This is a genomic window from Shewanella metallivivens (genome assembly GCF_028750675.1).
Classification (GTDB): Bacteria; Pseudomonadota; Gammaproteobacteria; order Enterobacterales; family Shewanellaceae; genus Shewanella; species Shewanella metallivivens.
On the sequence record NZ_JAQQPZ010000013.1, the window covers coordinates 69,606 to 90,704 of the forward strand.

Here is a 21,099-nt window from a genome sequence, read left to right on the forward strand (position 1 = left end):
ATATCGATATCTATTAATCGTTTTTATGATTATTTTTATAGGTTATCCAATAAGATAACGTTTCAAATAGCTCAGTTAATACTATAGGTTTAGTAATGTGCGCATTCATACCTGCACCGAGGCTTTTTTCGCGATCGCCAGACATGGCATGTGCTGTCATCGCGATAATAGGCATTTGCTCTTTGGTATAGCGTTTGCGCAGCTCTAATGAGGCGGTTATTCCGTCCATCACAGGCATTTGAATATCCATCAATACCGCATCAAACGGCTGAGAATCAATCACATCAAGCGCAACCTGGCCGTTGTCTGCAATGACCACTTCATAGCCTGCACTTTTCAGCAGTTCAGAGGCCACTTGTTGGTTAATAAAGTTATCTTCGACTAATAAAATTAATCCCGAGTCTTTACTCGGCTCGTCTGCTTCCGCAACTGGCATAGCATTGAGTTTAGGCTCTTTAGCAAAGGCGTTAATAATTTCATCAAATAAATCAGAGGCTTTAAACGGCTTTTGTAACACAGCATATACGGTATTTTTAGCCAGTTCTGCATCTAAAGGCTCTGCAGCATACGCCGTCATCAAGATAATAATCGGACGCTTGGCTATTTCACCTTTACTCACCATATCATCTAATACACTAATGACTTCGTTACCATTCATTTCTGGCATCATCCAGTCAAGCAGTAACAAATCAATGGGCTTGTTGCGCAAAATATCTAATGCTTTTTGACCACTATCTGCGGTATCAACACCAAAGCTAAAGTCTTTCATCAATGCAGAATACATCTGTAATGCACTTGGATTATCATCCACCACCAAGGTCATGAGGTTATTTAACTGTTCTGGCACCACTAATGGCTCAATCACCTGCTCTTCGGCAATTTCAAAACTGATGGTAAAGCTAAACGTACTGCCGACATTCATTTCTGACTCGACCTGCATGGTGCCGCCCATCATTGACACCAAATGTTTACTGATGGATAACCCTAACCCTGTGCCACCATATTTGCGAGTAGTAGAACCGTCGGCTTGTGAAAATGCATCAAACAACATGGCTTGCTGATCTTTGCTGATCCCAATGCCAGTATCGCGCACCCAAAACTTCATGGTAATACGGTTGTCGCGCTTAGCGATATCTTCGCAGCCCAGTTCAACTTCACCGTTTTGAGTAAATTTAACGGCATTAGACAATAAGTTAACCAATACTTGGCCTAAACGCAGTGGGTCACCATTTAAAATAAGCCCTGCAGTTACCGGGGCATAAAGTAATAGTTCAACCCCCTTTTCTTGGGCTTTTATCGCATTGATATCAATAACATGGTCGAGAACCTCATCAAGCGGAAATGCCACACGTTCTAACTCTAACTTCCCGGCTTCAATCTTAGAGAAGTCTAAAATGTCGTTAATAATCCGCAGTAATGACTGTGCTGAGAATCCAGCTTTATTGAGGTAATCTTGTTGTTGAGGAGTCAAGTTAGTACGTTGCGCTAATTGCACCATACCAATAATGGCATTCATTGGTGTACGAATTTCATGACTCATGTTCGCTAGGAACTCACTCTTATACATGTTGGCGAGTTCAGCATCTTGCTTGGCTTCTAGTAGGGCAACTTCGTTACTCTTTTGTTTGGTAATGTCTTTGTGAGTACCCAACATACGCTTACTGCGTCCACTATCAGTGAATTCAACCGCACGTCCACGTGATAACACCCAATAATATTGCTTATTTTTACCCAGCATTCTGAATTCAATCTCATATGTGCCTTTCGGGTTTTCCACATAACGATTACGGTACTGCTGTACTCGCTCACGATCGTCTGGATGAAATAGTTGATCAATCGAGGCTAATAATGGCGGAAACTCATGCGCTTGGTAACCAAGCATCGAGTAAAACGCAGGGTTACAAATAATTTGTTCTGAATCGATATACCAATCCCACAATCCATCTTCTACCGCGTCCATCGCCAAATGATAACGTTGCTCTGACATACGCAGTTGCTCTGCAGCATCGTATTCTTTGGTAATATCACGCCACACCGAAATTAACCCGAGCAAATCGCCACGGCGGTTGTAAAACGGTAACTTAAAGGTGTCGAGTAATACCGGCTTTCCTTCAATATTAACCCGCTCTTGATAGCGCAATGAATGCTGCTGTGCGAGGACTTTTTTGTCTTCTTCACGAATACGCTCACCCTGTTCTGGGCTCACGACTTCAGATGAGGTTAAGCCAATAATTTCGTTTTCGCTGTAACCCAGCATGCGCTCAGCAGACTTATTACAGCCTAAGTATTTGCCTTCTTTATCTTTAAACACAATAGCTTCTGGGATCGAGTCAATAAGCGAACGCAGTAAAGCATATTCACGTTCACGCCGCTCGGTAGTTTCGCGTAAACGTTGAGTACGCCTAGCAACTAAGTTATCTAACCGTTTGTTTTGCTCAGCCAAGTGATGCGTGTATTGGCGGTTTTCTTCAAAAATACGACTCACCAAGGCAAACCAAGGCTCCCAACCATGAGTGATTTTTTCAGGCGGGCGGATGGGCTCTTGCGAACAAGCTTCAAGATGGGTTAATAACCGCGATGCAGGGCTCACAAACGCTCTTCGAGTTTGCCAATGCACAATAGTCACTAACAGTGATAACGCTAATACCACCAGTAAAAAGCTGAGCTGTAACTTGTCCCATGAGTCTTTAAACAAATCGTCTTCATCTTGTAAATACAATAAGCGCCATGGGGCATTATGTAAGGCAACTGAATGAATATAGTAACCATTACGAATGATCCCTTCATGGGCATCAAACAGCTCAGATTCTGACAAAGAGTGCAGCGCTGCGGGAATACGCTGGCTAATGTGGAACACCTTGTTCATTTCATTAGAATCAAAATCGCTGTGCGACAAAATATTGTTTTGCTGATCAAGCAAAATAACCGTGCCAGGCATTTTAAAGTAGGTACGTATTTGCTTATCTAGTGACGACAAGGTCATATCAAGGTTAATTGAACCAATAAAATCATCTTGTAAATATACCGGTAAGCCCAAGGTGGTAATTAATCCTTGGTGGGCCGAATCAATGTAAGCTTCGCTCCAAAATACACTGCGTTGTGGGTTCATCGCAGGTGTAGAAAGTTGAAATTGCTTTTTGTTGAGTAGTTCATCCCTAAAGCGCAGGTCATTTTCTTCCCAGGGGTAAAATGACATCATTCGCCGTTTTGAAATGTAGTAAATTGATGAAGCTTTTGGCGCGGCTTCTTTTGCCACAGGGAACGATAAAGACAACTCAAACAACATTTCAAGTTCTTGATAAAAGCTCTCAGAGCGATCATTAAGCGACCCGGCTCCCGTAATCCGGCCCATATTGGTAAAAGGCTCATCGCTTTTGCCGTAGTTGGGTTCTAGAGTAAAATATTGGCCATCAGCGTTAAATTTTTCATATTGTGGCAGCCTATCTTTGCGCACAAACTCACCAAGGCGGAGGTGGTCAACGGCTACGTCTCGCAAACTCTTAACAGCCCGAATACTCGATTCAAGTAATAAATCGATTTGCAACACATGCCGAGCAACTTGTTCTTCTCGTTGATAAATTTGTTGCTCTTTTTGGCGTTCAAACATCATTCCGGCCGACAATAAGGCCATGACAATCACCCCAATATAGGTGTAAAACACCGCTTGGTTATAATTGCGTTGAATGGGAGATTTTAGTTGTAAATCTGGCTCAGTCGGTTTCATTAACAACCCTTGATACAGCGTAAAATAACGCGCTGTCGAACGAATAACACCAAAAAATAGGCAATAAAAAATGAATCGTTATGATATCAGGAAGATAAGCTCAAGCACATGTAATAATGATCCATTAATGACTTGTCCAACCTCAAAAAACAGCATTGTGCTCATAGAATAAAATACAGACCGAAAAAATAAGGTCACCTAGGTAACCTTATTTGTTTATCGCTAAATATACACATGGTGCAGTAGATTACAAATGCTCCTCAGCAAACTCCGCTAAGCGTGAACGCACCACGCCATTTAAGTAAATATTAGCACTGCCCTCAAAGTCTTTAAAACGTTCAACCATGTAAGTTAGCCCCGAGGTCACAGCGGTTAAATACGTTGAGTCAATTTGCGCTAGGTTACCACTACAAATCAGCTTAGTGCCCTCGCCCATGCGGGTAATCATGGTTTTAATTTGTGAAGCCGTCAGGTTTTGGCACTCATCTAAAATAACCACTGAATTTTGGATCGAACGCCCACGCATAAAGTTAATTGACTTAAACTGAATATTGGCTTTTTCCATAATATAGTTAACGCTGCCAGTAGGATTAACATCATTTTTATGGAGCACCTCAAGGGTGTCAGTGATGGCCGCTAACCAAGGTGCCATTTTCTCCTCTTCGGTACCCGGTAAAAAACCAATGGACTCGGCAATTTCTGGCGTATTACGCGTCACAATCACCTTATCGTACATTTTGCGCTCAACCACTAATTCTAATGCTGCCGCCATGGCGAGTAAGGTTTTACCGCATCCTGCAGGCCCGGTGAGAATAATCAACTCAATGTCAGGATCAAGCAGTGCATCAAGTGCCATACCTTGATAAATGTTTTTCGGCTTGACTCCCCATGCTTCATGATGCATCAAACGGTCACGTCCCCGGTCAATGATCTCAAGGTGTTTGTTGGTTTTGCTGGCCACTCTGGCGCAAAAGTCAGAGCCATCATCAATTAAATACTCATTAAGGTAAAAGTTTTCTCCACCTAAATGCTCAACCGGCACCTGATGCACAGTATGCCGGCCCTTTCGATCTGTCGACACTTTGTCGACATTCTGCCAAAAATCTCCGGGGAACTGATAAAAACCTTTAGCTAAAAAGCGAATATCATCAATAAGCTGGTCGGTACGATAATCTTCAACACGCTCAATACCAGCTCCTTTAGCCTTTAAGCGCATATTGATGTCTTTAGTGACAAGGACAACGGTTCGAGGTGAATGAATTTTCTGTAAATGCAGAGCGGTATTGATAATGCGGTTATCGTTATTGTCACCGGGAAGTGAGCCGATAATAAATTCAATTTGATGGTCAGGAAATATGGATAAATGGCCAGAGACTTCTGTGTGTTCTTCGCGGGTGGGTAATGCAACGCCTTTTAAAATTTGCTCCGGTGTGGTCGGGCCGCCAAGAATATCCTCCAATGCTCGTATGGCGACTCGAGCATCGCGACTTACATCGCGCTTTCGGTCCTTAATACTGTCAAGTTCCTCTAAAACAGTCATCGGGATAATTACGTCATGTTCTTTAAACGAATATATCGCTAAAGGTTCATGCAGTAACACGTTGGTATCCAGTACAAACAACTTTTTGTCGTTTAGTTCCATGGCGCCTCCAGTGTGCTCTCAATCAATTGATTTCAATGTATCGACTTAAACGCTTAACATAAAAGGATAATTTACTTCATTATTGAAAACAGGCAGTCATCTTTAGCAACCGACTAACCTAAATTCACTATGACATTGGCAGCACAATAACTCAATAAAATATTCATACCCTTTACTCGGCCCCTAAACACTATGACGTCAATGTGACACTGAAATGTCAGCTTGCTCTAAAAACACCCAACGGATAGATAAATCGATGCTAGAATTTCAATCTTGATGGGATTGGTTTAACATACGCCCCCTTTTTGTTTCCCCCGCTTCAAATAGAGAATAAAAGATGCCTTTTGCTTTAGGTCAACGCTGGATTAGTGATACCGAGTCGGAGCTCGGATTAGGAACCGTCGTTCAAATTGAAGGCCGCATGGTTACGCTGCTGTTCCCTGCCACTGGAGAAAACCGGATGTTTTCTCGCAGTGAAGCTCCCCTCACTCGGGTTATTTTTAATCCCGGTGACACCGTTGAAAGCGGTGAAGGCTGGAGTATCACCATTAACGAGGTTGAAGAAAAAAACCAACTGGTGATTTATCACGGTATTCACAGTGACACCCAAGAAAACGTTAGCCTACGCGAAACAATGCTCAGCCATAATATTCGTTTTAACAAGCCACAAGATCGCTTGTTTGCAGGACAAATAGATCGCTTAGAGCGTTTTGGAGTACGTTACCAATGCCAGTTATTGCGCCACAAATTAGCCACATCAGATTTACTGGGACAACAAGGCCCACGTGTTGGGTTGATTGCTCATCAGCAGTGGATTGCTCACGAAGTTGGCCGTCGTTATGCACCGCGGGTATTACTGGCCGATGAAGTGGGTTTAGGTAAGACCATTGAAGCAGGTTTGATTATTCACCAGCAGTTATTAACCGGTCGCGCCGAACGTATTTTAGTGATTGTGCCTGATACATTGCGTCATCAGTGGTTAGTCGAAATGCTACGCCGCTTTAACCTGCGTTTCTCTGTATTTGACGAAGATCGCTGTGTTGAAGCCTATGCAGACAATGACAACCCGTTTTATACCGAACAATTGATCATTTGCTCACTTGACTTATTGCGCAAGAAAAAGCGCCTAGAGCAAGCCTTAGATGCAGATTGGGACTTAATGGTTGTCGATGAAGCTCATCACTTAGAATGGTCTGAAGACGCACCAAGCCGCGCCTATCAAATCGTAGAAGCATTAAGTGAAGTGGTGCCAGGCGTATTGTTATTAACCGCAACACCAGATCAGCTCGGGCATCAAAGTCACTTTGCACGTTTACGTTTGCTCGATCCCGATCGCTTTTACGATTACGATGCATTTTTAGCTGAAGAATCAAGCTACAAAGACGTTGCCGAAGCAGCCGAAGCATTAAGCAAAGACGCTAAATTGCCCAACAGTGCCATTAACAGCTTAACCGAATTGCTCAGCGAAAAAGACATTGAGCCAAGCATTCGCTTAATCCAGTCAAAAGACGTTGATAGCGAGCTACAACAAGCGGCGCGCCAAGACTTATTACAAGAATTGTTAGACCGTCACGGTACAGGCCGCGTGCTTTACCGTAACAGCCGTGCCTCAGTAAAAGGTTTCCCTACACGTTTCTTTAATGCTTATCCGCAACCCATGCCGGAACAATATGTTACCGCTGAGCGGGTCAATGCCATGATGGGCAGCGCCAAAACCGCCCAGGCTAAAGCAGTACAAGCATTAAGCCCAGAAAAGCTTTATCAAGCCTTTGAAAACGACAGCGCCAGTTGGTGGAAGTTTGATCCTCGGGTAGATTGGCTCATCGATTTCTTAAAAAATCATCGCAGCAAAAAAGTACTGATTATCGCTAGCCAAGCTGAAACAGCATTAAGCCTTGAAGAAGCCTTACGTACTCGCGAAGGAATTCAAGCCACCGTATTCCACGAAGGCATGTCGATTATTGAGCGTGATAAAGCCGGTGCTTACTTTGCCCAAGAAGAAGGCGGTGCACAGGCACTCATTTGCTCTGAAATCGGCTCTGAAGGGCGTAACTTCCAGTTTGCAAGCCACTTAGTGTTGTTCGACTTACCACTCAACCCTGACTTACTTGAGCAACGTATCGGCCGTTTAGACCGTATTGGCCAGCTTAATGATATTCAAATACATTTACCGTACTTGAGTGACACCGCACAAGAGCGTTTAATGCGTTGGTATCACGAAGGCCTTAATGCATTTGAATTAACATGTCCTAGTGGCCATGTGTTATTTGGTGAGTTTGCCGATGAGTTGATAGGCGTTCTGAGTAATGACGATGAAGATGCCATGGTGCAGCTACTTAACCATACGCAGCATCGCTATAAAGAACTCAAACATGCCATGGAACAAGGCCGCGACAAGCTGCTCGAAATCAACTCACATGGTGGTGAGCGCGCCAATAGATTGGTGCAGCGCTTGTCAGACAGCGACAACGACACCCAATTAATTGGCTCAGTGATTCGTTTATGGGACATTATTGGTGTTGATCAAGAAGATCGCGGTGAAAACTCGATTATTTTGCGCCCAAGCGAGCACATGATGTTCCCAACGTATCCGGGGTTGCATGAAGACGGTGTAACAGTAACGTTTGACCGCAACACCGCATTGTCGCGTGATGATATTGCGTTTATCTCACAAGAACATCCACTTGTGCAAACCGGTTTAGATTTAATCACCGGCTCAGAAACCGGCACAACAAGTGTGGCCATTCTTAAAAATAAAGCGCTGCCAGCAGGCACATTATTTTTAGAGTTGATCTATATGGCTGATGCATCGGCTCCTAAATCATCTCAGCTATACCGTTATTTACCGCCTACGCCGATTCGAGTATTGCTCGATAAAAACGGCCTCAACATGGCCGATAAAGTGGATTACGCCAGCTTTGATAAACAGCTCAGTGCAGTCAATCGCCATATTGCCAGCAAATTGGTCAATGCATCGCAGCCAATATTGCACCCGCTGTTTGCTAAAGGTGAGGAGCATGCAAAACAAGCACTTGGCGAGTTAGTCACTGATGCGCGCGCTAAAATGACCCAGCAATTAACCGGAGAGCTTGAACGACTTGAAGCCCTCAAAGCCGTTAACCCTAACATTCGCGAAGATGAGCTAGACTATATTCGCAACCAAATGGTCGAGCTAACTGACTATATGGACAACAGTCAGCTACAGCTTGATGCTATCCGCATGGTATTAGTGAGCCACGTTTAACCCTATTTCGATAAGGTAAACATTTAGTACTTTGATAATGCCCTGTTTTCAGGGCATTATTGTATTTATTTCACAGTGAGGTTTTAGTGCGCACAACACAACTTTGCCAATTAATGATCATCGCAATCGGGTTGTGGATTGTCACACCTACGGCAACGGCGCAGCAAAAATATGCCCACCTAAACCCCAATGAAATTAAATTTGTCACTATCGATGGCAAAAAAACAGCAATATTAGTCCGTGCATGGGAAAGTAAAAAACAATTTGGCTCAATCGTCATTATTGGGCCGTCAGATACCGATGCAGATGCCAACGGGCTGGTTAATTACTTACGCACCCACATCAATACTCGCGGCTGGGCAAGCATTACTCTTACCCCAGCTAAAGGACTTTATCGTCCCAATTATGCCACCAAACCTGAAGATATAAGTAACGCTGGCGATGAGCAAATCAGCCTCAGCACTCATAAAAGCACCCCTAAATACACGTCAGAACAATTACTCGAGTTGCGTAATTTTCAACAAGCAGCACTCAGCGAAACCATTAATCAGCTTGGCTCAACGTTAAGTCTATTTCCTGGTGCCAATATATTAATCGCCATTGATGACAGTGCTGGCATGGTGACTAATTTGCTGTATGACAAAAAAATTCCTAATCCGGATGTGTTTGTGGTGGTTAATCCATATCGTGAATTTGAGTATTTGATTGACCCACAGAGTCAGCGAAAATCAATTGCTGAGCAACTGGTAACCATGTCATTACCCATCCTAGATATTCAATCAGACGACGCACATCCCATTTCAATTACAGAAGCCCCCACACGGCTCAACTACAATCAGGTAAAACCGCCACGGTATTACCGCCAGTATCAAATGAGCTTAGATTTCAGCAACCAAAGCGGCTGGGAAGAGGCGCTCAATCAAATTGAAGGCTTCTCAAGAACGGCTATTGGCCGCTAACACTGGCTTTCCTTTATTGAGCACGGCAAAAGCATTACCACCAAGGTTGTCTTGATTGATAAGCTTTGTCAGGCTTTTTAGCTTGTCTTATCGCAGCAATCACTCGATTTTTACCCATTAACAAGCGAATTTGACTCAAAGACTCACGCGCCAATAAGCTCCTCACACTGCCAGTCCAGCTTTGGTTAATGCTGCGCTTAATTGCTGCGTTGGCATCTGGCGAGGTCTGCATGATTTTTTGTGCTAAAGCGACTGCTGTCTCAAAGGGAGCCTCACTGATCTCACTAATCAGTCCAAGTTCGAGGGCTTGTGGCGCGGTCAATATATCTGCGGTGTAAGTGAGCATTAGCGCTTTGTCTTTAGCGATAATTTGGCGTAATGCAACAAGCCCTGCCATGTCTGGCACCAACCCCCACTTCGCCTCCATAATCGACAACTTACACTCAGGGCTGGCAATACGAACATCTGCCCCTAACGCAATTTGAGTACCACCGCCATAACAACACCCTTGCAATACTGCAATCACAGGAATAGGTAAACGTTGCCAACCAATAGACACTCGCTGGGCTAAATTGGCGTTACCCGGTAGCCATTTAAACAGTAATTTTGCTGCTTTACTTGGCGAACTCGCCACACTTTTAACATCTAACCCAGAACAGAAATTACCTTCAGCACCGGACAAAATAACCGCATTGACGCGTTTATCTTTAGCCAGTTGTTTAATGACTTTATCTATCGCTTTAAACATCTCATAACTGAGTGCATTAATTTTACTGGGGCGGTTTAAGCAAACATGGGCAATGCCTTGCTCAACATTAAGCGTGACTAAATCCGTTTCCATAAATAGTTTCCATTTGTCTGGTCTGTCCAGTTTTCAGGTTACCATATAAGGCATTGCGCCTAGTAGGAAAAATATTTATTGTCAAAATAGTTACATTGGTCAAATTATTGCCACTCTTTTACAGTGAAATGATCTCGTTGGTACATAAATGATTTAGAATGATGCCCTAGTGATCGTTGTTTTAATCTGCTTTTGATAAGCCAGAATGAGAGCAAATACACACTTCATGTTACAAAATTGTTTTTTAATTACCTTTGAATGTCATTTTTTATTAACAATTGCGTATAATAAGCAATTAAACACAAAGTACTGTTAAACAGTCTTACAATAAAGATACGTCTCGTGCGCTCACGGCCGATTTAAGAGTGTGTCCTAAAGACGAATAAAGGAACCCCTGCCGCAATGACCATACCGATATTGATATGTGATGATTCAGCATTGGCCAGAAAACAAATGGCACGCACTCTTCCTAAAGATTGGGATGTAGAAATCAGTTACGCAGCCAATGGTGCCGAAGGCCTCGACGTTATCCGAGCTGGCAAAGGTGAAATCGTATTCCTCGACCTTAACATGCCTGTCATGGACGGTTACGAAGTACTCCAAGCGGTTCAACAACAAGACTTACCTGCATTAATTATTGTGGTCTCTGGCGACATTCAAATTAAAGCCCACGAACGAGTCAAAGCCTTAGGTGCACTCGACTTTATACAAAAGCCAGTCAGTGCAGATGCTATCAGCAATATTCTCCAAGAGTACGGTATCCTAACCCTGACTCAAGGCAAGCAAGCCGATGACACCCCAATGGTCAAAGTCGATATGCGCGATGCATGTCAAGAAATTGCCAACGTGGCCATGGGGCGAGCAGCAGACTTACTCGCCAAGCTTCTGGATGTATTTGTGTTACTCCCCATTCCCAATGTAAACGTGTTAGAAGTCAGCGAGCTCACCATGGCATTAAAAGCCACCGAACGCAGCTCTACAGTCTCAGGCTTATGCCAGGGCTTCATTGGCGCAGGCATTGCTGGTGAAGCGTTATTGCTCTTCCATGATTCGAGTTTCGAGGACATGGCCAAGCTCATGGGGTTAGAAAACCCCGATGACATTAATACCGAAATTGAAGTCATGATGGACACGGGTAACGTGCTGATTGGCGCCTTTTTAAATGGTATTTCAGAACAGCTGGATATGAAGTTCAGCCAGGCTCATCCAGTGGTACTTGGCAGACATTGTAGTGTCAATGAACTGATCCACGACAATTCAGAAAAGTGGCAGCGCACACTTGCAATGGAAATTAACTATCGTATTGAAGATTACAATATTCAATGCGACTTGTTACTGCTGTTCACTGAAGACTCAATTCCTACGCTTAACTACAAGCTTGGCTACCTACTCGACTAACGCCGGATAAAAATTATGTCTAATGACCAAAGTGCGATGAATGAACTTCACTGGCTAATTGATATGGTACAAACCATTGAAGTGGGTCTAGTCGTGTTAGATCGCAACTATAATATTCAGCTGTGGAACGGGTTTATGGAAAACCACAGTGGCGTGTCGCCAAACTCAATTAAAGGCGCCAACCTGTTCGAAAAATTTCCAGATTTACCTAGCGATTGGCTTAAACAAAAAATGGAATCGGTATTTTTATTAAAAAACCGGACCTTTATCAGCTGGGAACAACGACCATACGTATTTAAATTTAAAAACTATCGTCCGGTGACTGGTCGTGCAGACTTTATGTTTCAAAACGTTACGCTATTGCCGTTGGCATCGTTAACCGGAGAAATTACCCATATCAGTATTATTGTTTATGACGTGACCGACATTGCCGTCAATAAATTGCAATTAAAGTCTGCCAACGAGCAATTAGAAGAGCTGAGCCAAACTGACGGCTTAACCCAACTACACAACCGCCGTTATTGGCAAATTTGCATGGAAAAAGAATTCGAACGCTTTTCGCGCTATGGCGACACTTCAACCTTAGTGATGATTGATATCGACCACTTTAAACAAGTTAATGACAAATACGGCCACCCTGCAGGCGACAAAGTCATTCAGCACATTGCATATTTGTTAAAACAGTCGCTACGTGAAACCGATTGCGCCGGACGCTATGGTGGTGAAGAGTTTGCCGTGGTGCTCTCTAAAACCACCGCAGAAGAAGCGTTGCACTTTACTGAACGGTTAAGAAAACGCATTGAAGAGTCAGAAATTGCGTTTGAAAACCGCTTAATCAAAGTTACCGTAAGCTTAGGTATTAACGATTTAAGTGAGCAACTCGACAACAGTTCAAACTGGTTATCGGGAGCTGACAAAGCACTCTATATTGCCAAACAACAAGGGCGTAATAAGAGCATTGTATTCAAATAGTTTTACATAATTGCGACAAAAAACGCTCATCAATGATGAGCGTTTTTTATTAGTGCATTAACGGTATCGATTAATGAAACGACTCTGCGCTATCATCTTCATCTTCGTCATCAATATCAGCATCGTCGCCGACAAAATAAGTGCCCCAACCGTCGTAATCCACTTTTTGCTTCACAGCAAGCTGTATCAACTGCTCACAGGCTTTATCAAGTAGTGGCGTTTCCAGTTTGTGATAAGCAATCGCATCAAAACAGAAAATAACTGAACCATCTTCAAGTTCCATTTCTTCAGCATCGTTAACTTCAAAACCAAGCTTAAATGCATCAACAGCAGCCTTTTCTAAACGATCAAAATTGGTCGCAGAAAAATGATGTTCAATTGTATATTCCGCATCAGGCTCTGAACCATCAGCAAGTAAGGCATCAACAATTTCGCGGTTTTCAGCAAATTGCTCTTTTAACTGACGCTCGACAGACATGGATTACTCCGTTAATAAATACATATAAATTTTAGCCAATTATACCCAAACTCAACTAAGTTGCGAACTTATCAACACAGTTTAGTTTATCATGGTTTGATTCAATGCCAGTGCTTCTTTATTTAATTCAAGTAGTCTTGCGGACATCGTCTCATGCACTTTAGCACTAAAGGCTTTAACATCATTTTTAGTCAAACCTTCCGTTGGGATCGGCTTCATCATCTCAACAATAACAACGCCGTTATTCCAGCGATTTAACTTAATGTGATTTTGACAAGATGCTAATACAGGTACCACAGGCACCTGTGCAGTAATGGCTGTATGAAACGCCCCCACTTTAAAAGGCAATAAACCACGGCCTCGTGAGCGAGTGCCCTCGGGGAAAATCCATACTGACAACAGCTTAGTTTTCATTTTTTCAACCGTTTTGGCCATTGTGTCAAAAGCACTGTGACGATTTTTACGGTCAATCAGGATATTACCTGACAACCAATAAATTTGACCAAACAATGGCATCCACGCCAAACTTTTCTTACCTAGGCTTACAGTCCCCTTTGGCACTGCAGAAGTATGGGTAAATAAATCAAAATTATTTTGATGATTAGCTAAATAAATACATGGCTGTTGTGTGTCACTTGCCGGATTAGTTCGGGTGATCACTTTAATGCCAAGTACAGGGGCCACAGAGGCAAAAATCTTAGCGATGACATGTACGTTGTCGCGATGCATTGGTCTAACAATACAAAAAACAATTGCAAATACAAAGGCTAAAAACAATAACACGGCGAGGATAATTGAACGAGCGATAAGCAGCACAGCATACTCCTGCAAAATAATTGGCGACAGTATAACGATGCAGGTCTAGGGACTCAATTATTTTGTTTACATATGTACGCTGAAATACTCTGCCCTGCAATACAGGGCAGAATAACACGATTTATGTGACAGCTATGCGACAACCTCAAAACAACCCTTGACCAGTATGGTCATTGATGTCATAGCAAAACTGACAGGTTAAGCGTTGGTAGAGCGAAACTTCATTAACTGTCTAAACACTAAAGCACTCATGGCTAAGGTGGCCACAATAGCAGCGCCACTGGGCAAATCGTAAGTTGCAGACAACAACAATCCTGCAATATAACCGATTATGCCTACAGCATATGCCCAAGCGAGCTTAGATTTGCCAGTATATTTATTTAACGCCAATGCTGGTAATATTAACGTGCTAAACACTAAATACACTCCAACAAGCTCTACCGACAAGGTAATGACGATGGCAAATAAAAAGTAGAAACCGGCACCATCAAGAAGCTGCGGCCTAAATGCGATTAGCGCTAAAATAACGGCGGACACCACTGCCGGTAACACAAGTTGCGACCAACTTACCCACAAAATCTGCCCTGACATTAATTGCTTTAACAGCTCAGCGCCGTGAGGATCATTCGCCAGCAACAGCATGGCTGCCACAGCGCTCAGCACATAAAAGCAGCCAATCATTGCTTCCAACTCACCGGTTAACCTTTTTGCCATCCATGCAATTACGCCAGCACCTGCAAGCGCAAATAATGCCGGCATCCACATATGCACAAAAGGGATATCTTCTACACTATGATCCATGTGTGAGACTATTGCCCCTAGTGCTGCAACCTGAGCAATGGCTAAGTCGATAAAAATAATACCGCGCTTAAGCACTTGCTGCCCTAACAACACATGAGTCGATAACACCAGCAAGCCAGCCACTAGCGCTGGCAGCAATATAGACAATAGCTCAACATCAAACATAAGATTATTTCACCCCGTTAAGCAGAAATAATAAGCTGTCATATAAGCTGAATAAGTCTTTGCTTTGCTCATTGCCACCCACAGACATAGGTAACATCAATACCGGTAAGTTAGCACGTTCACCTAACCATTTTGCACCTCGTTCATCTTGATAAGACGCCACAATCACCGCCATAACATCACCTTGCTCTGCACGAGTGAGTAAGCTTGCTAGGTGGCTACTTGTGGGAGCTAACCCCGGCTTTGGCTCAAGATCCGCCACTTGCTCAATCCCAGTCCAATTAAATAAATATCGGAAACTAGAGTGATAAGCGATGACCTTTTTACCGGCTAATCCTTTAGCCTGTTCTTTCCACTGAGGGATTTTTGCCTGCCAGCGTTGGCTAAAATCAGCTAATGATTGCTGATATTCACTGCTGTTTTGCGGGTCGAGTTCGATCATCTTTGCACTAAGCGCTTGAGCAATGGTCAGCATACGCTCTGGATCTAAGTGTAAGTGTGGGTTCCCTTTGGCATGTACGTCACCCATTGAACGATCAACACTCGCCAATTTATCTAAAGTGTCAACTTGTTCAGCCGCAAAAAACAGCCCTTTATCAGTAGATTTAACGTTAGGGTTAGAGGCCTTCATCTGTAGCATTGGCAGCCAGCCGATTTCTAAATCGGCACCCGCACATACGACTAAATCGGCTTGGCGCATTTTAGCGATTAAGCTTGGACGCGCCTGTACTTGATGTGGATCTTGCATAGCCGTTGTTGCCGAGTATATGTCGGCCGAAGGGGCTAAAGCTTTGGCTAATGCAGCATATTCAGCCTCACACGCAAACACATTAAGCTCCGCTTTTGCTGTCGCGGTAAACAGCAGTGGCATGACTGCCACTGCTAAAAGCAATTTAGAATTGATGCGCACCGTGAGCTCCTAATGTCATAACGTACTGTAGAGTAAATACATTGTCATCTTCAACGCCATCAAAGTTAGTTCCTTCTTGATGAGTAAACTGAAAACGAACTGCCGTAAAATGACTACTGTGCCAAGCAAGGCTAACTTCGGTTTCTTTCAGCTTTTGTGGATCGAGGTGATCTTCATGGATTTCGTGAGCATCCACCTCGCCATAACGCACACCAGCGGACCACCTTGGAGAGAACTGATAAACGCTGCTTAAATACCAACCTTCATGGTAATCATCATCACCGATTTCATGATCATCCATACCGTCATCACTATGACCAGGCTCTTCACCAAAAATATCAGTCACTCTGAAGTATTCACCACTGAGGGTTAAATTCTGATATTTGTAGTTACCATTTGGAGCCCACTTATAAACAAAGTCTGCGATATAAGTGTTTTCACCGGTATAAGATGCACTATGGCTATGTTCATCTTCCGCTTCTTCATCTTCATCTTCATGCTCTTCGGCATAGGCTAAGCCATTTTCATTGCGTAGATAACTTAAACCTAGCTGCCATGAACTCTCAACCCCAATATCACCACCTATTTTGGTTAGCGCAGTAAATACACCGACATCGTCAAAATCGCGGTCGCCATGTTCATCTGCGGCGCGTAAGCTATCACCAGAAAAGGCTTCAACACCCATGGTCCAGTACAGATCAGTTGGTGCAACATAACTTAAGCGAATACCATCATCATAATAATGGTTACCTAAAAATGCACGGTATGCAGCGGGTCGCTCGGTGAACGAATCGGTATGCTTATGTTGATTATTTAAATAACCAATATCAGATAAAAAACGACCTGCACGAGCAGAGAGGCCACTTGGTAGCGCCAGTGTTTGGATAAAGGCCTCTTCCAAATTCAATTCAGTTTCGCCATCAGCCGACTCAATAACAGTAGTGATTTTACCGTAAAAGTTGTCATCAATATTGGCGCTTAACGCTAACTCAGTTTCGCCGAGTCCAAAGCCCTCTTCTCGCTCTGCCAAAGGGCGATCACCCGTTTGGTAATAGCCGTCTAAAACAGCACTAATATTAGGATTCGTTAAGCTTGAATCCTCTGCCATTACCGAATAAGAACTAAACGCACATGCCAATGCTAATAAAGAAACGCGAGTGTTTAACGCAGACATAATATCTCCAAAATACAACAAGTAGCCGCTATCCGGGTTTTCATAAACCGGTAAATAACGGAAAAAATAATTAATTACAGTGTTGGACTAACGAGATACAGGAGGGGCACGGCTTTGGTAGTAAGCTTGAAATGCGCTAACAAGACAAGGCAATATGAATTGCTGACGTTCAAAGACTTGCTTGCTTGCTATAATAACAAGTTCGCTGCTGTGAATTGTTTTATTTAACTGATGTTGATGAAAACATAAGGTACAGTGGTTCTGCACCCCATCGTCAAGATGACGAACTGAGTGCGCAGAGGCAGCAATAGACAATACGATCAAAATGGCACTAAGCCAGATCGCAACAGTTTGTCTAATGTGAATGCGTGAACTCAAAGACTGTAATCCATCAAGTTAATAATATTAGGTATAAGTGTAAAATAGCGGTGCTGAAAAGCAACAGATAGATTGTGACAAATCATGACGATTCAGTAACAATGCCTCTTAAAAGCGATGATAAAGTGGTTAATATATTGATCAATCAAAGCAATTTTAAGATACGCTTAAGCTGTGGCTCATAACATAACGCCTGACACTGTAGATAAGCATAAGTAAACAAGTATAAAGGACTTATTCCATGGCACAATTTATTCGCGAAAACATTGGCATTATCTTAATCATGGTTATTGTTGGCATCGTCGTACTTGGCGGAATTTACTATGTTGAGACGGCTTTAGAAAGCCAAGTGATTGTGGTTGATTAAACACTCATTTATTATCACTTGTTAGCAACGCTGGCATCATCTGCTGGCGCTTCAACCATCTTTAAATGATCCATAATGTGCGATAAACCGACGACAATCACAGCTAAAATAACCAGAGGCGTCGTTATCGTCGCGGTGCCATCAACAAAATAGCCTGTTGCTGCTGCAATAACCCCACCATAAAACCCAGCTATTTTAGCCAAAGCCAACGACTTATTATGCCCAAGCCACGCAGCACAATGTGGGCATTGTACTTCAACCGAGAGTCCTTTACCGCGGCTTTCAGTGACTTTAGCTATCGAAAAATGTTTGTAGCAATGAGCACATTGCAAAGCCATGTTGAGTATCCTAAATCAATAATGCCATCAAGTTTACCAAAATAGCCCTCAAATAGCAGCGCCAACATAGCTCCAGTTGCGGTTTTCTACTATCATATTTGCAACTTAGCCTCACAGGACGATCTAAGATGTTACGGACGTTACCCGCTTTATTGATACTGATGACCTCATTTGTGATAACTCAATCAGTATTTGCACAAGACAACACCCCGCAAACACCAACCATCATTAGCACCGAAATCGACAGTAATACCCTCAGCAAAATATCGCAGTTACAACAAACCATCAATAATGAGGCTAAATTACTGCCCAACGCTAAAGGTGAAATTCGTACCATTACTGAATATCGTATTAAGAACAAATCATCTGAGCTACGCGATGAAATCGATCAACTCATTGCTTCAGGCGCTGCCGAACAGCAATATCTAGTCGCATTGGTTCAAAATCAAATGGATTTTTTAGCAAAAGTCATTCACTACCTTGACGCCGATGTGACCCAGTTAAGAAACAAATTAGGCAGTGATGATGACAGCAAAACGATTGCTGCAATGTCTAATCGCGAGTTCGAACGCGACCATTATTTAAAGGCAACATTTGAAACCCTGCAATGGGCGGAAAAGTTAAACCTTGATGTCAACCAGCAAAAACAAGCATTCACTGATTTCATGCTACTGCGAGCCGATCAATTTGACAGCTTAGTCCATTACACCCAAGACGAATTACAAAAAGCCGTCGCAGAAGCCAGCGCCGCGGGGGCAGACATTAGCGCAGAACAAAAAGCCAAAGTGTTGGCTTTCAAAGAACGCTTAGAACAAAACAGTTCAAGCCTGGCCAGCTCTGCGTTTATTCTTGAAGGCTTAGGCAAAGATGTTTCACAAATAAAGCAAACGTTATTTAGTATTTCAGGCGACATCACTCAAGATGTGCTTAATTTCAGTGTTGCGTCTAACTTGCTACAAGGCTGGGCTAAAGTCTTAAAAGATCAAACCATCAATAACGGCCCTAGCCTCACGTTCAAAATTGTAGTGTTTTTATTCATTCTGTTTATCACGAGTTTAGTGGCCAAAATCGTCACTAAAATTATCGCTAAAACAGTTCGCGCATCTAAACTGCAATTTAGCCAACTCCTACAAGAATTTTTTATCTCGTTATCGAGTAAAGTCGTTTACGCCTTAGGATTATTAATTGCGCTATCTCAACTCGGTTTTGAACTTGGGCCATTGCTCGCGGGCTTCGGTATTGCGGGTGTGATTATTGGCTTTGCATTACAAGACACACTGTCAAACTTTGCATCGGGCATGATGATCTTAATTTATCGCCCCTTTGATGTTGGTGACTTAATTAACGCTGCCGGGGTAACAGGCCGTGTGAGCCACATGAGTTTAGTGTCGACCACCATCAAAACTCTCGACAACCAGCGTTTAATTGTACCCAACAATAAAATTTGGGGAGATACCATTAATAACATCACCGCAGAGCATCAACGCCGCGTTGATTTAGTTTTTGGCATTGGCTATGGCGATGACATACCACATGCTGAAAAGATTTTAAAAAGCATTGTTGAGCAACACCCTAAAGTGCAAGCGACACCAGAACCTATTGTAAGATTACACACATTAGGCGAATCATCGGTAGACTTTGTTGTAAGACCTTGGGTAAAACCTGATGACTACTGGGAAGTATACTGGGACATCACCCGTGAGGTTAAAATGCGCTTTGACGCTGAAGGCGTTAGCATTCCGTTCCCGCAGCGCGATGTGCATATTTACCAAAAATAATCGCCCCATCCAAACAAAAAAGCTCAAGTCATCAGACTTGAGCTTTTTGTTACCTTGCAAAGACTAAAGGTAAGTAACGCTGCCCTGCAAATGCGGCCTTCGACCTTTAACATCACGCATTTCAAAGCACTTGCCATTGTCGATACTCTCAAAAGCAAACGTTACTTCTGATGGCATAAATACTGGCAGCTTAAATTCAACATCAACTTGAAAAGCGCGTTCGCCTATGTGCGGCATTAATTGCGATAAAGCCCGAGCTTTTGACCACATACCATGAGCAAGTACCCGTTCAAAACCAAAGCGTTTAGACAATAACGGATGCAAATGTATCAAATTATAATCACCCGACGCTTTTGCGTAACGACGGCCTAAGTCTTCGGTTAAGCGCCAGTGCTGAACGTTTTCCCAAGCCATTGACGAGGCTTTAGGCGGACGAGCACGGCGACCAGCCGATTCAATACGGTATAAATACGTCGATAAAGCTTGCCACACTAACTCATCTGCAACAAACACTTTAGAAACTAAATCGAACTCAAGCCCAGAGTCTGTCTGACGACTGGCGGTGAGCTCACATTGTACGGATAAGGTCTCATCTGCACGTACAGGACGAAAAGCACTAATACTGTTTTTTAAATGGATCATCCCCAACAATGGGAACGTCACAGCTTTGTGAGTAAAAATGGTTGCATGCAACCGAAAAGCCCATACATATAAATAGGTTGGAGGCAGTATTGAGCCATCAAAATCAAAACCACATACATCAGCATATTGACGCACTTTCTCTGGCGATACTATCACGCTTGGCGCTTGCACATAAATGTTCGGCAATGGCTTTTTGTCCCATCCGGGTTTGCGTCCGAACAAGATTTTGCGATACAGAGACAAAAGCGAAGGCATCGCTTTTAATTCAATAGCATAGTCGTGGCTCACAATGATTTACCTTAAATAGGCAGCTTAAACCGGTGTGCTGCAAAAAAGTGAATCGTTTATTATACCTTACAGAGTCTTAGTTACTAAACTGCTAATTGGTTATTACGTTTAAATCTGAGTATGCTTAATCGTTATGTTGATGTAATCGACAAATTTTATTTACCTTATTAATACAATTAGTGAT

At 43.0% G+C, this 21,099-nt stretch carries 17 protein-coding genes; 6 read left to right on the top strand and 11 right to left on the bottom strand.

The genetic code is table 11. The features are described from left to right. Nucleotides 1-13: 13 nt before the first annotated feature. Complete coding sequence (locus PQR79_RS13000; RefSeq protein WP_238106487.1) at nt 14-3,724, bottom strand: response regulator; 3,711 nt, start codon at nt 3,722-3,724, stop codon at nt 14-16. A gap of 247 nt (nt 3,725-3,971) precedes the next feature. Further along, entirely contained in the window at nt 3,972-5,366 is a 1,395-nt protein-coding gene (locus PQR79_RS13005; RefSeq protein WP_238106486.1) for a PhoH family protein, read from the bottom strand. A gap of 337 nt (nt 5,367-5,703) precedes the next feature. Here PQR79_RS13005 and rapA point away from each other — a divergent pair, with 337 nt between their 5' ends. Both rapA and PQR79_RS13015 read left to right on the top strand, forming a co-directional pair. Next, nucleotides 5,704-8,610 (top strand): RNA polymerase-associated protein RapA, encoded by a 2,907-nt coding sequence (gene rapA, locus PQR79_RS13010; RefSeq protein WP_238106485.1) that lies wholly within the window; start codon nt 5,704-5,706, stop codon nt 8,608-8,610. Nucleotides 8,611-8,696: 86 nt separating this feature from the next. Beyond that, a complete protein-coding gene (locus tag PQR79_RS13015) occupies nt 8,697-9,569 on the top strand; it encodes a DUF3530 family protein (RefSeq protein WP_274408535.1) in 873 nt (290 codons plus the stop codon). A gap of 34 nt (nt 9,570-9,603) precedes the next feature. On the opposite strand, the gene PQR79_RS13020 is transcribed toward PQR79_RS13015, so the two are convergent. After that, the gene (locus PQR79_RS13020) at nt 9,604-10,410 is read right to left on the bottom strand and encodes a crotonase/enoyl-CoA hydratase family protein (protein WP_238106483.1); all 807 of its coding nucleotides are present in this window, start codon (nt 10,408-10,410) and stop codon (nt 9,604-9,606) included. Between the two features lie 402 nt (nt 10,411-10,812). Between PQR79_RS13020 and PQR79_RS13025 the strand changes: the two genes are divergently transcribed. Together PQR79_RS13025 and PQR79_RS13030 are read left to right on the top strand one after the other, a co-directional pair. Further along, the gene (locus PQR79_RS13025) at nt 10,813-11,808 is read left to right on the top strand and encodes a response regulator (RefSeq protein ID WP_238106482.1); all 996 of its coding nucleotides are present in this window, start codon (nt 10,813-10,815) and stop codon (nt 11,806-11,808) included. Between the two features lie 15 nt (nt 11,809-11,823). Continuing rightward, the gene (locus PQR79_RS13030; protein WP_238106481.1) at nt 11,824-12,780 is read left to right on the top strand and encodes a sensor domain-containing diguanylate cyclase; all 957 of its coding nucleotides are present in this window, start codon (nt 11,824-11,826) and stop codon (nt 12,778-12,780) included. A gap of 70 nt (nt 12,781-12,850) precedes the next feature. On the opposite strand, the gene rraB is transcribed toward PQR79_RS13030, so the two are convergent. The 6 genes from rraB to PQR79_RS13060 all read right to left on the bottom strand — a co-directional run bounded on the left by rraB (nt 12,851) and on the right by PQR79_RS13060 (nt 17,502). Beyond that, on the bottom strand, nt 12,851-13,258 hold the full coding sequence (gene rraB, locus PQR79_RS13035; protein ID WP_238106480.1) for a ribonuclease E inhibitor RraB: 408 nt from the start codon (nt 13,256-13,258) through the stop codon (nt 12,851-12,853). A gap of 81 nt (nt 13,259-13,339) precedes the next feature. Then, on the bottom strand, nt 13,340-14,074 hold the full coding sequence (locus PQR79_RS13040) for a 1-acylglycerol-3-phosphate O-acyltransferase (RefSeq protein ID WP_238106479.1): 735 nt from the start codon (nt 14,072-14,074) through the stop codon (nt 13,340-13,342). Between the two features lie 198 nt (nt 14,075-14,272). Beyond that, nucleotides 14,273-15,040, bottom strand: a complete 768-nt coding sequence (locus PQR79_RS13045; RefSeq protein ID WP_238106478.1) for a metal ABC transporter permease — start codon at nt 15,038-15,040, stop codon at nt 14,273-14,275. 4 nt (nt 15,041-15,044) lie between these two features. Continuing rightward, a complete protein-coding gene (locus PQR79_RS13050) occupies nt 15,045-15,950 on the bottom strand; it encodes a metal ABC transporter solute-binding protein, Zn/Mn family (protein WP_238106477.1) in 906 nt (301 codons plus the stop codon). Further along, entirely contained in the window at nt 15,934-17,124 is a 1,191-nt protein-coding gene (locus tag PQR79_RS13055; RefSeq protein ID WP_238106476.1) for a hypothetical protein, read from the bottom strand. The genes PQR79_RS13050 and PQR79_RS13055 overlap by 17 nt, the downstream gene beginning before the upstream one ends. An 87-nt stretch (nt 17,125-17,211) precedes the next feature. Beyond that, nucleotides 17,212-17,502: an ABC-type zinc uptake system zinc chaperone gene (locus PQR79_RS13060; protein ID WP_238106475.1), complete on the bottom strand. Its 291-nt coding sequence runs from the start codon at nt 17,500-17,502 to the stop codon at nt 17,212-17,214. 241 nt (nt 17,503-17,743) lie between these two features. On the opposite strand from PQR79_RS13060, the gene PQR79_RS13065 reads away from it, so the two are divergent. Then, complete coding sequence (locus PQR79_RS13065) at nt 17,744-17,869, top strand: hypothetical protein (protein ID WP_274408537.1); 126 nt, start codon at nt 17,744-17,746, stop codon at nt 17,867-17,869. A gap of 14 nt (nt 17,870-17,883) precedes the next feature. Here PQR79_RS13065 and PQR79_RS13070 read toward each other — a convergent pair whose 3' ends face one another. Then, on the bottom strand, nt 17,884-18,207 hold the full coding sequence (locus PQR79_RS13070) for a hypothetical protein (RefSeq protein WP_238106474.1): 324 nt from the start codon (nt 18,205-18,207) through the stop codon (nt 17,884-17,886). 128 nt (nt 18,208-18,335) lie between these two features. On the opposite strand from PQR79_RS13070, the gene PQR79_RS13075 reads away from it, so the two are divergent. Next, nucleotides 18,336-19,985: a mechanosensitive ion channel family protein gene (locus PQR79_RS13075; RefSeq protein WP_238106473.1), complete on the top strand. Its 1,650-nt coding sequence runs from the start codon at nt 18,336-18,338 to the stop codon at nt 19,983-19,985. Between the two features lie 63 nt (nt 19,986-20,048). Here PQR79_RS13075 and PQR79_RS13080 read toward each other — a convergent pair whose 3' ends face one another. Next, nucleotides 20,049-20,882: a MaoC family dehydratase gene (locus PQR79_RS13080; RefSeq protein ID WP_238107182.1), complete on the bottom strand. Its 834-nt coding sequence runs from the start codon at nt 20,880-20,882 to the stop codon at nt 20,049-20,051. Nucleotides 20,883-21,099: the final 217 nt, after the last annotated feature.

Bases quoted from the DNA above. Each gene is read 5' to 3' on its own strand.
- PQR79_RS13000 (WP_238106487.1), bottom strand. From the start codon at position 3,724: ATGAAACCGACTGAGCCAGATTTACAACTAAAATCTCCCATTCAACGC.
- PQR79_RS13005 (WP_238106486.1), bottom strand. From the start codon at position 5,366: ATGGAACTAAACGACAAAAAGTTGTTTGTACTGGATACCAACGTGTTA.
- rapA (WP_238106485.1), top strand. From the start codon at position 5,704: ATGCCTTTTGCTTTAGGTCAACGCTGGATTAGTGATACCGAGTCGGAG.
- PQR79_RS13020 (WP_238106483.1), bottom strand. From the start codon at position 10,410: ATGGAAACGGATTTAGTCACGCTTAATGTTGAGCAAGGCATTGCCCAT.
- PQR79_RS13025 (WP_238106482.1), top strand. From the start codon at position 10,813: ATGACCATACCGATATTGATATGTGATGATTCAGCATTGGCCAGAAAA.
- PQR79_RS13030 (WP_238106481.1), top strand. From the start codon at position 11,824: ATGTCTAATGACCAAAGTGCGATGAATGAACTTCACTGGCTAATTGAT.
- rraB (WP_238106480.1), bottom strand. From the start codon at position 13,258: ATGTCTGTCGAGCGTCAGTTAAAAGAGCAATTTGCTGAAAACCGCGAA.
- PQR79_RS13045 (WP_238106478.1), bottom strand. From the start codon at position 15,040: ATGTTTGATGTTGAGCTATTGTCTATATTGCTGCCAGCGCTAGTGGCT.
- PQR79_RS13055 (WP_238106476.1), bottom strand. From the start codon at position 17,124: ATGTCTGCGTTAAACACTCGCGTTTCTTTATTAGCATTGGCATGTGCG.
- PQR79_RS13065 (WP_274408537.1), top strand. From the start codon at position 17,744: ATGGCACAATTTATTCGCGAAAACATTGGCATTATCTTAATCATGGTT.
- PQR79_RS13070 (WP_238106474.1), bottom strand. From the start codon at position 18,207: ATGGCTTTGCAATGTGCTCATTGCTACAAACATTTTTCGATAGCTAAA.
- PQR79_RS13075 (WP_238106473.1), top strand. From the start codon at position 18,336: ATGTTACGGACGTTACCCGCTTTATTGATACTGATGACCTCATTTGTG.
- PQR79_RS13080 (WP_238107182.1), bottom strand. From the start codon at position 20,882: ATGCCTTCGCTTTTGTCTCTGTATCGCAAAATCTTGTTCGGACGCAAA.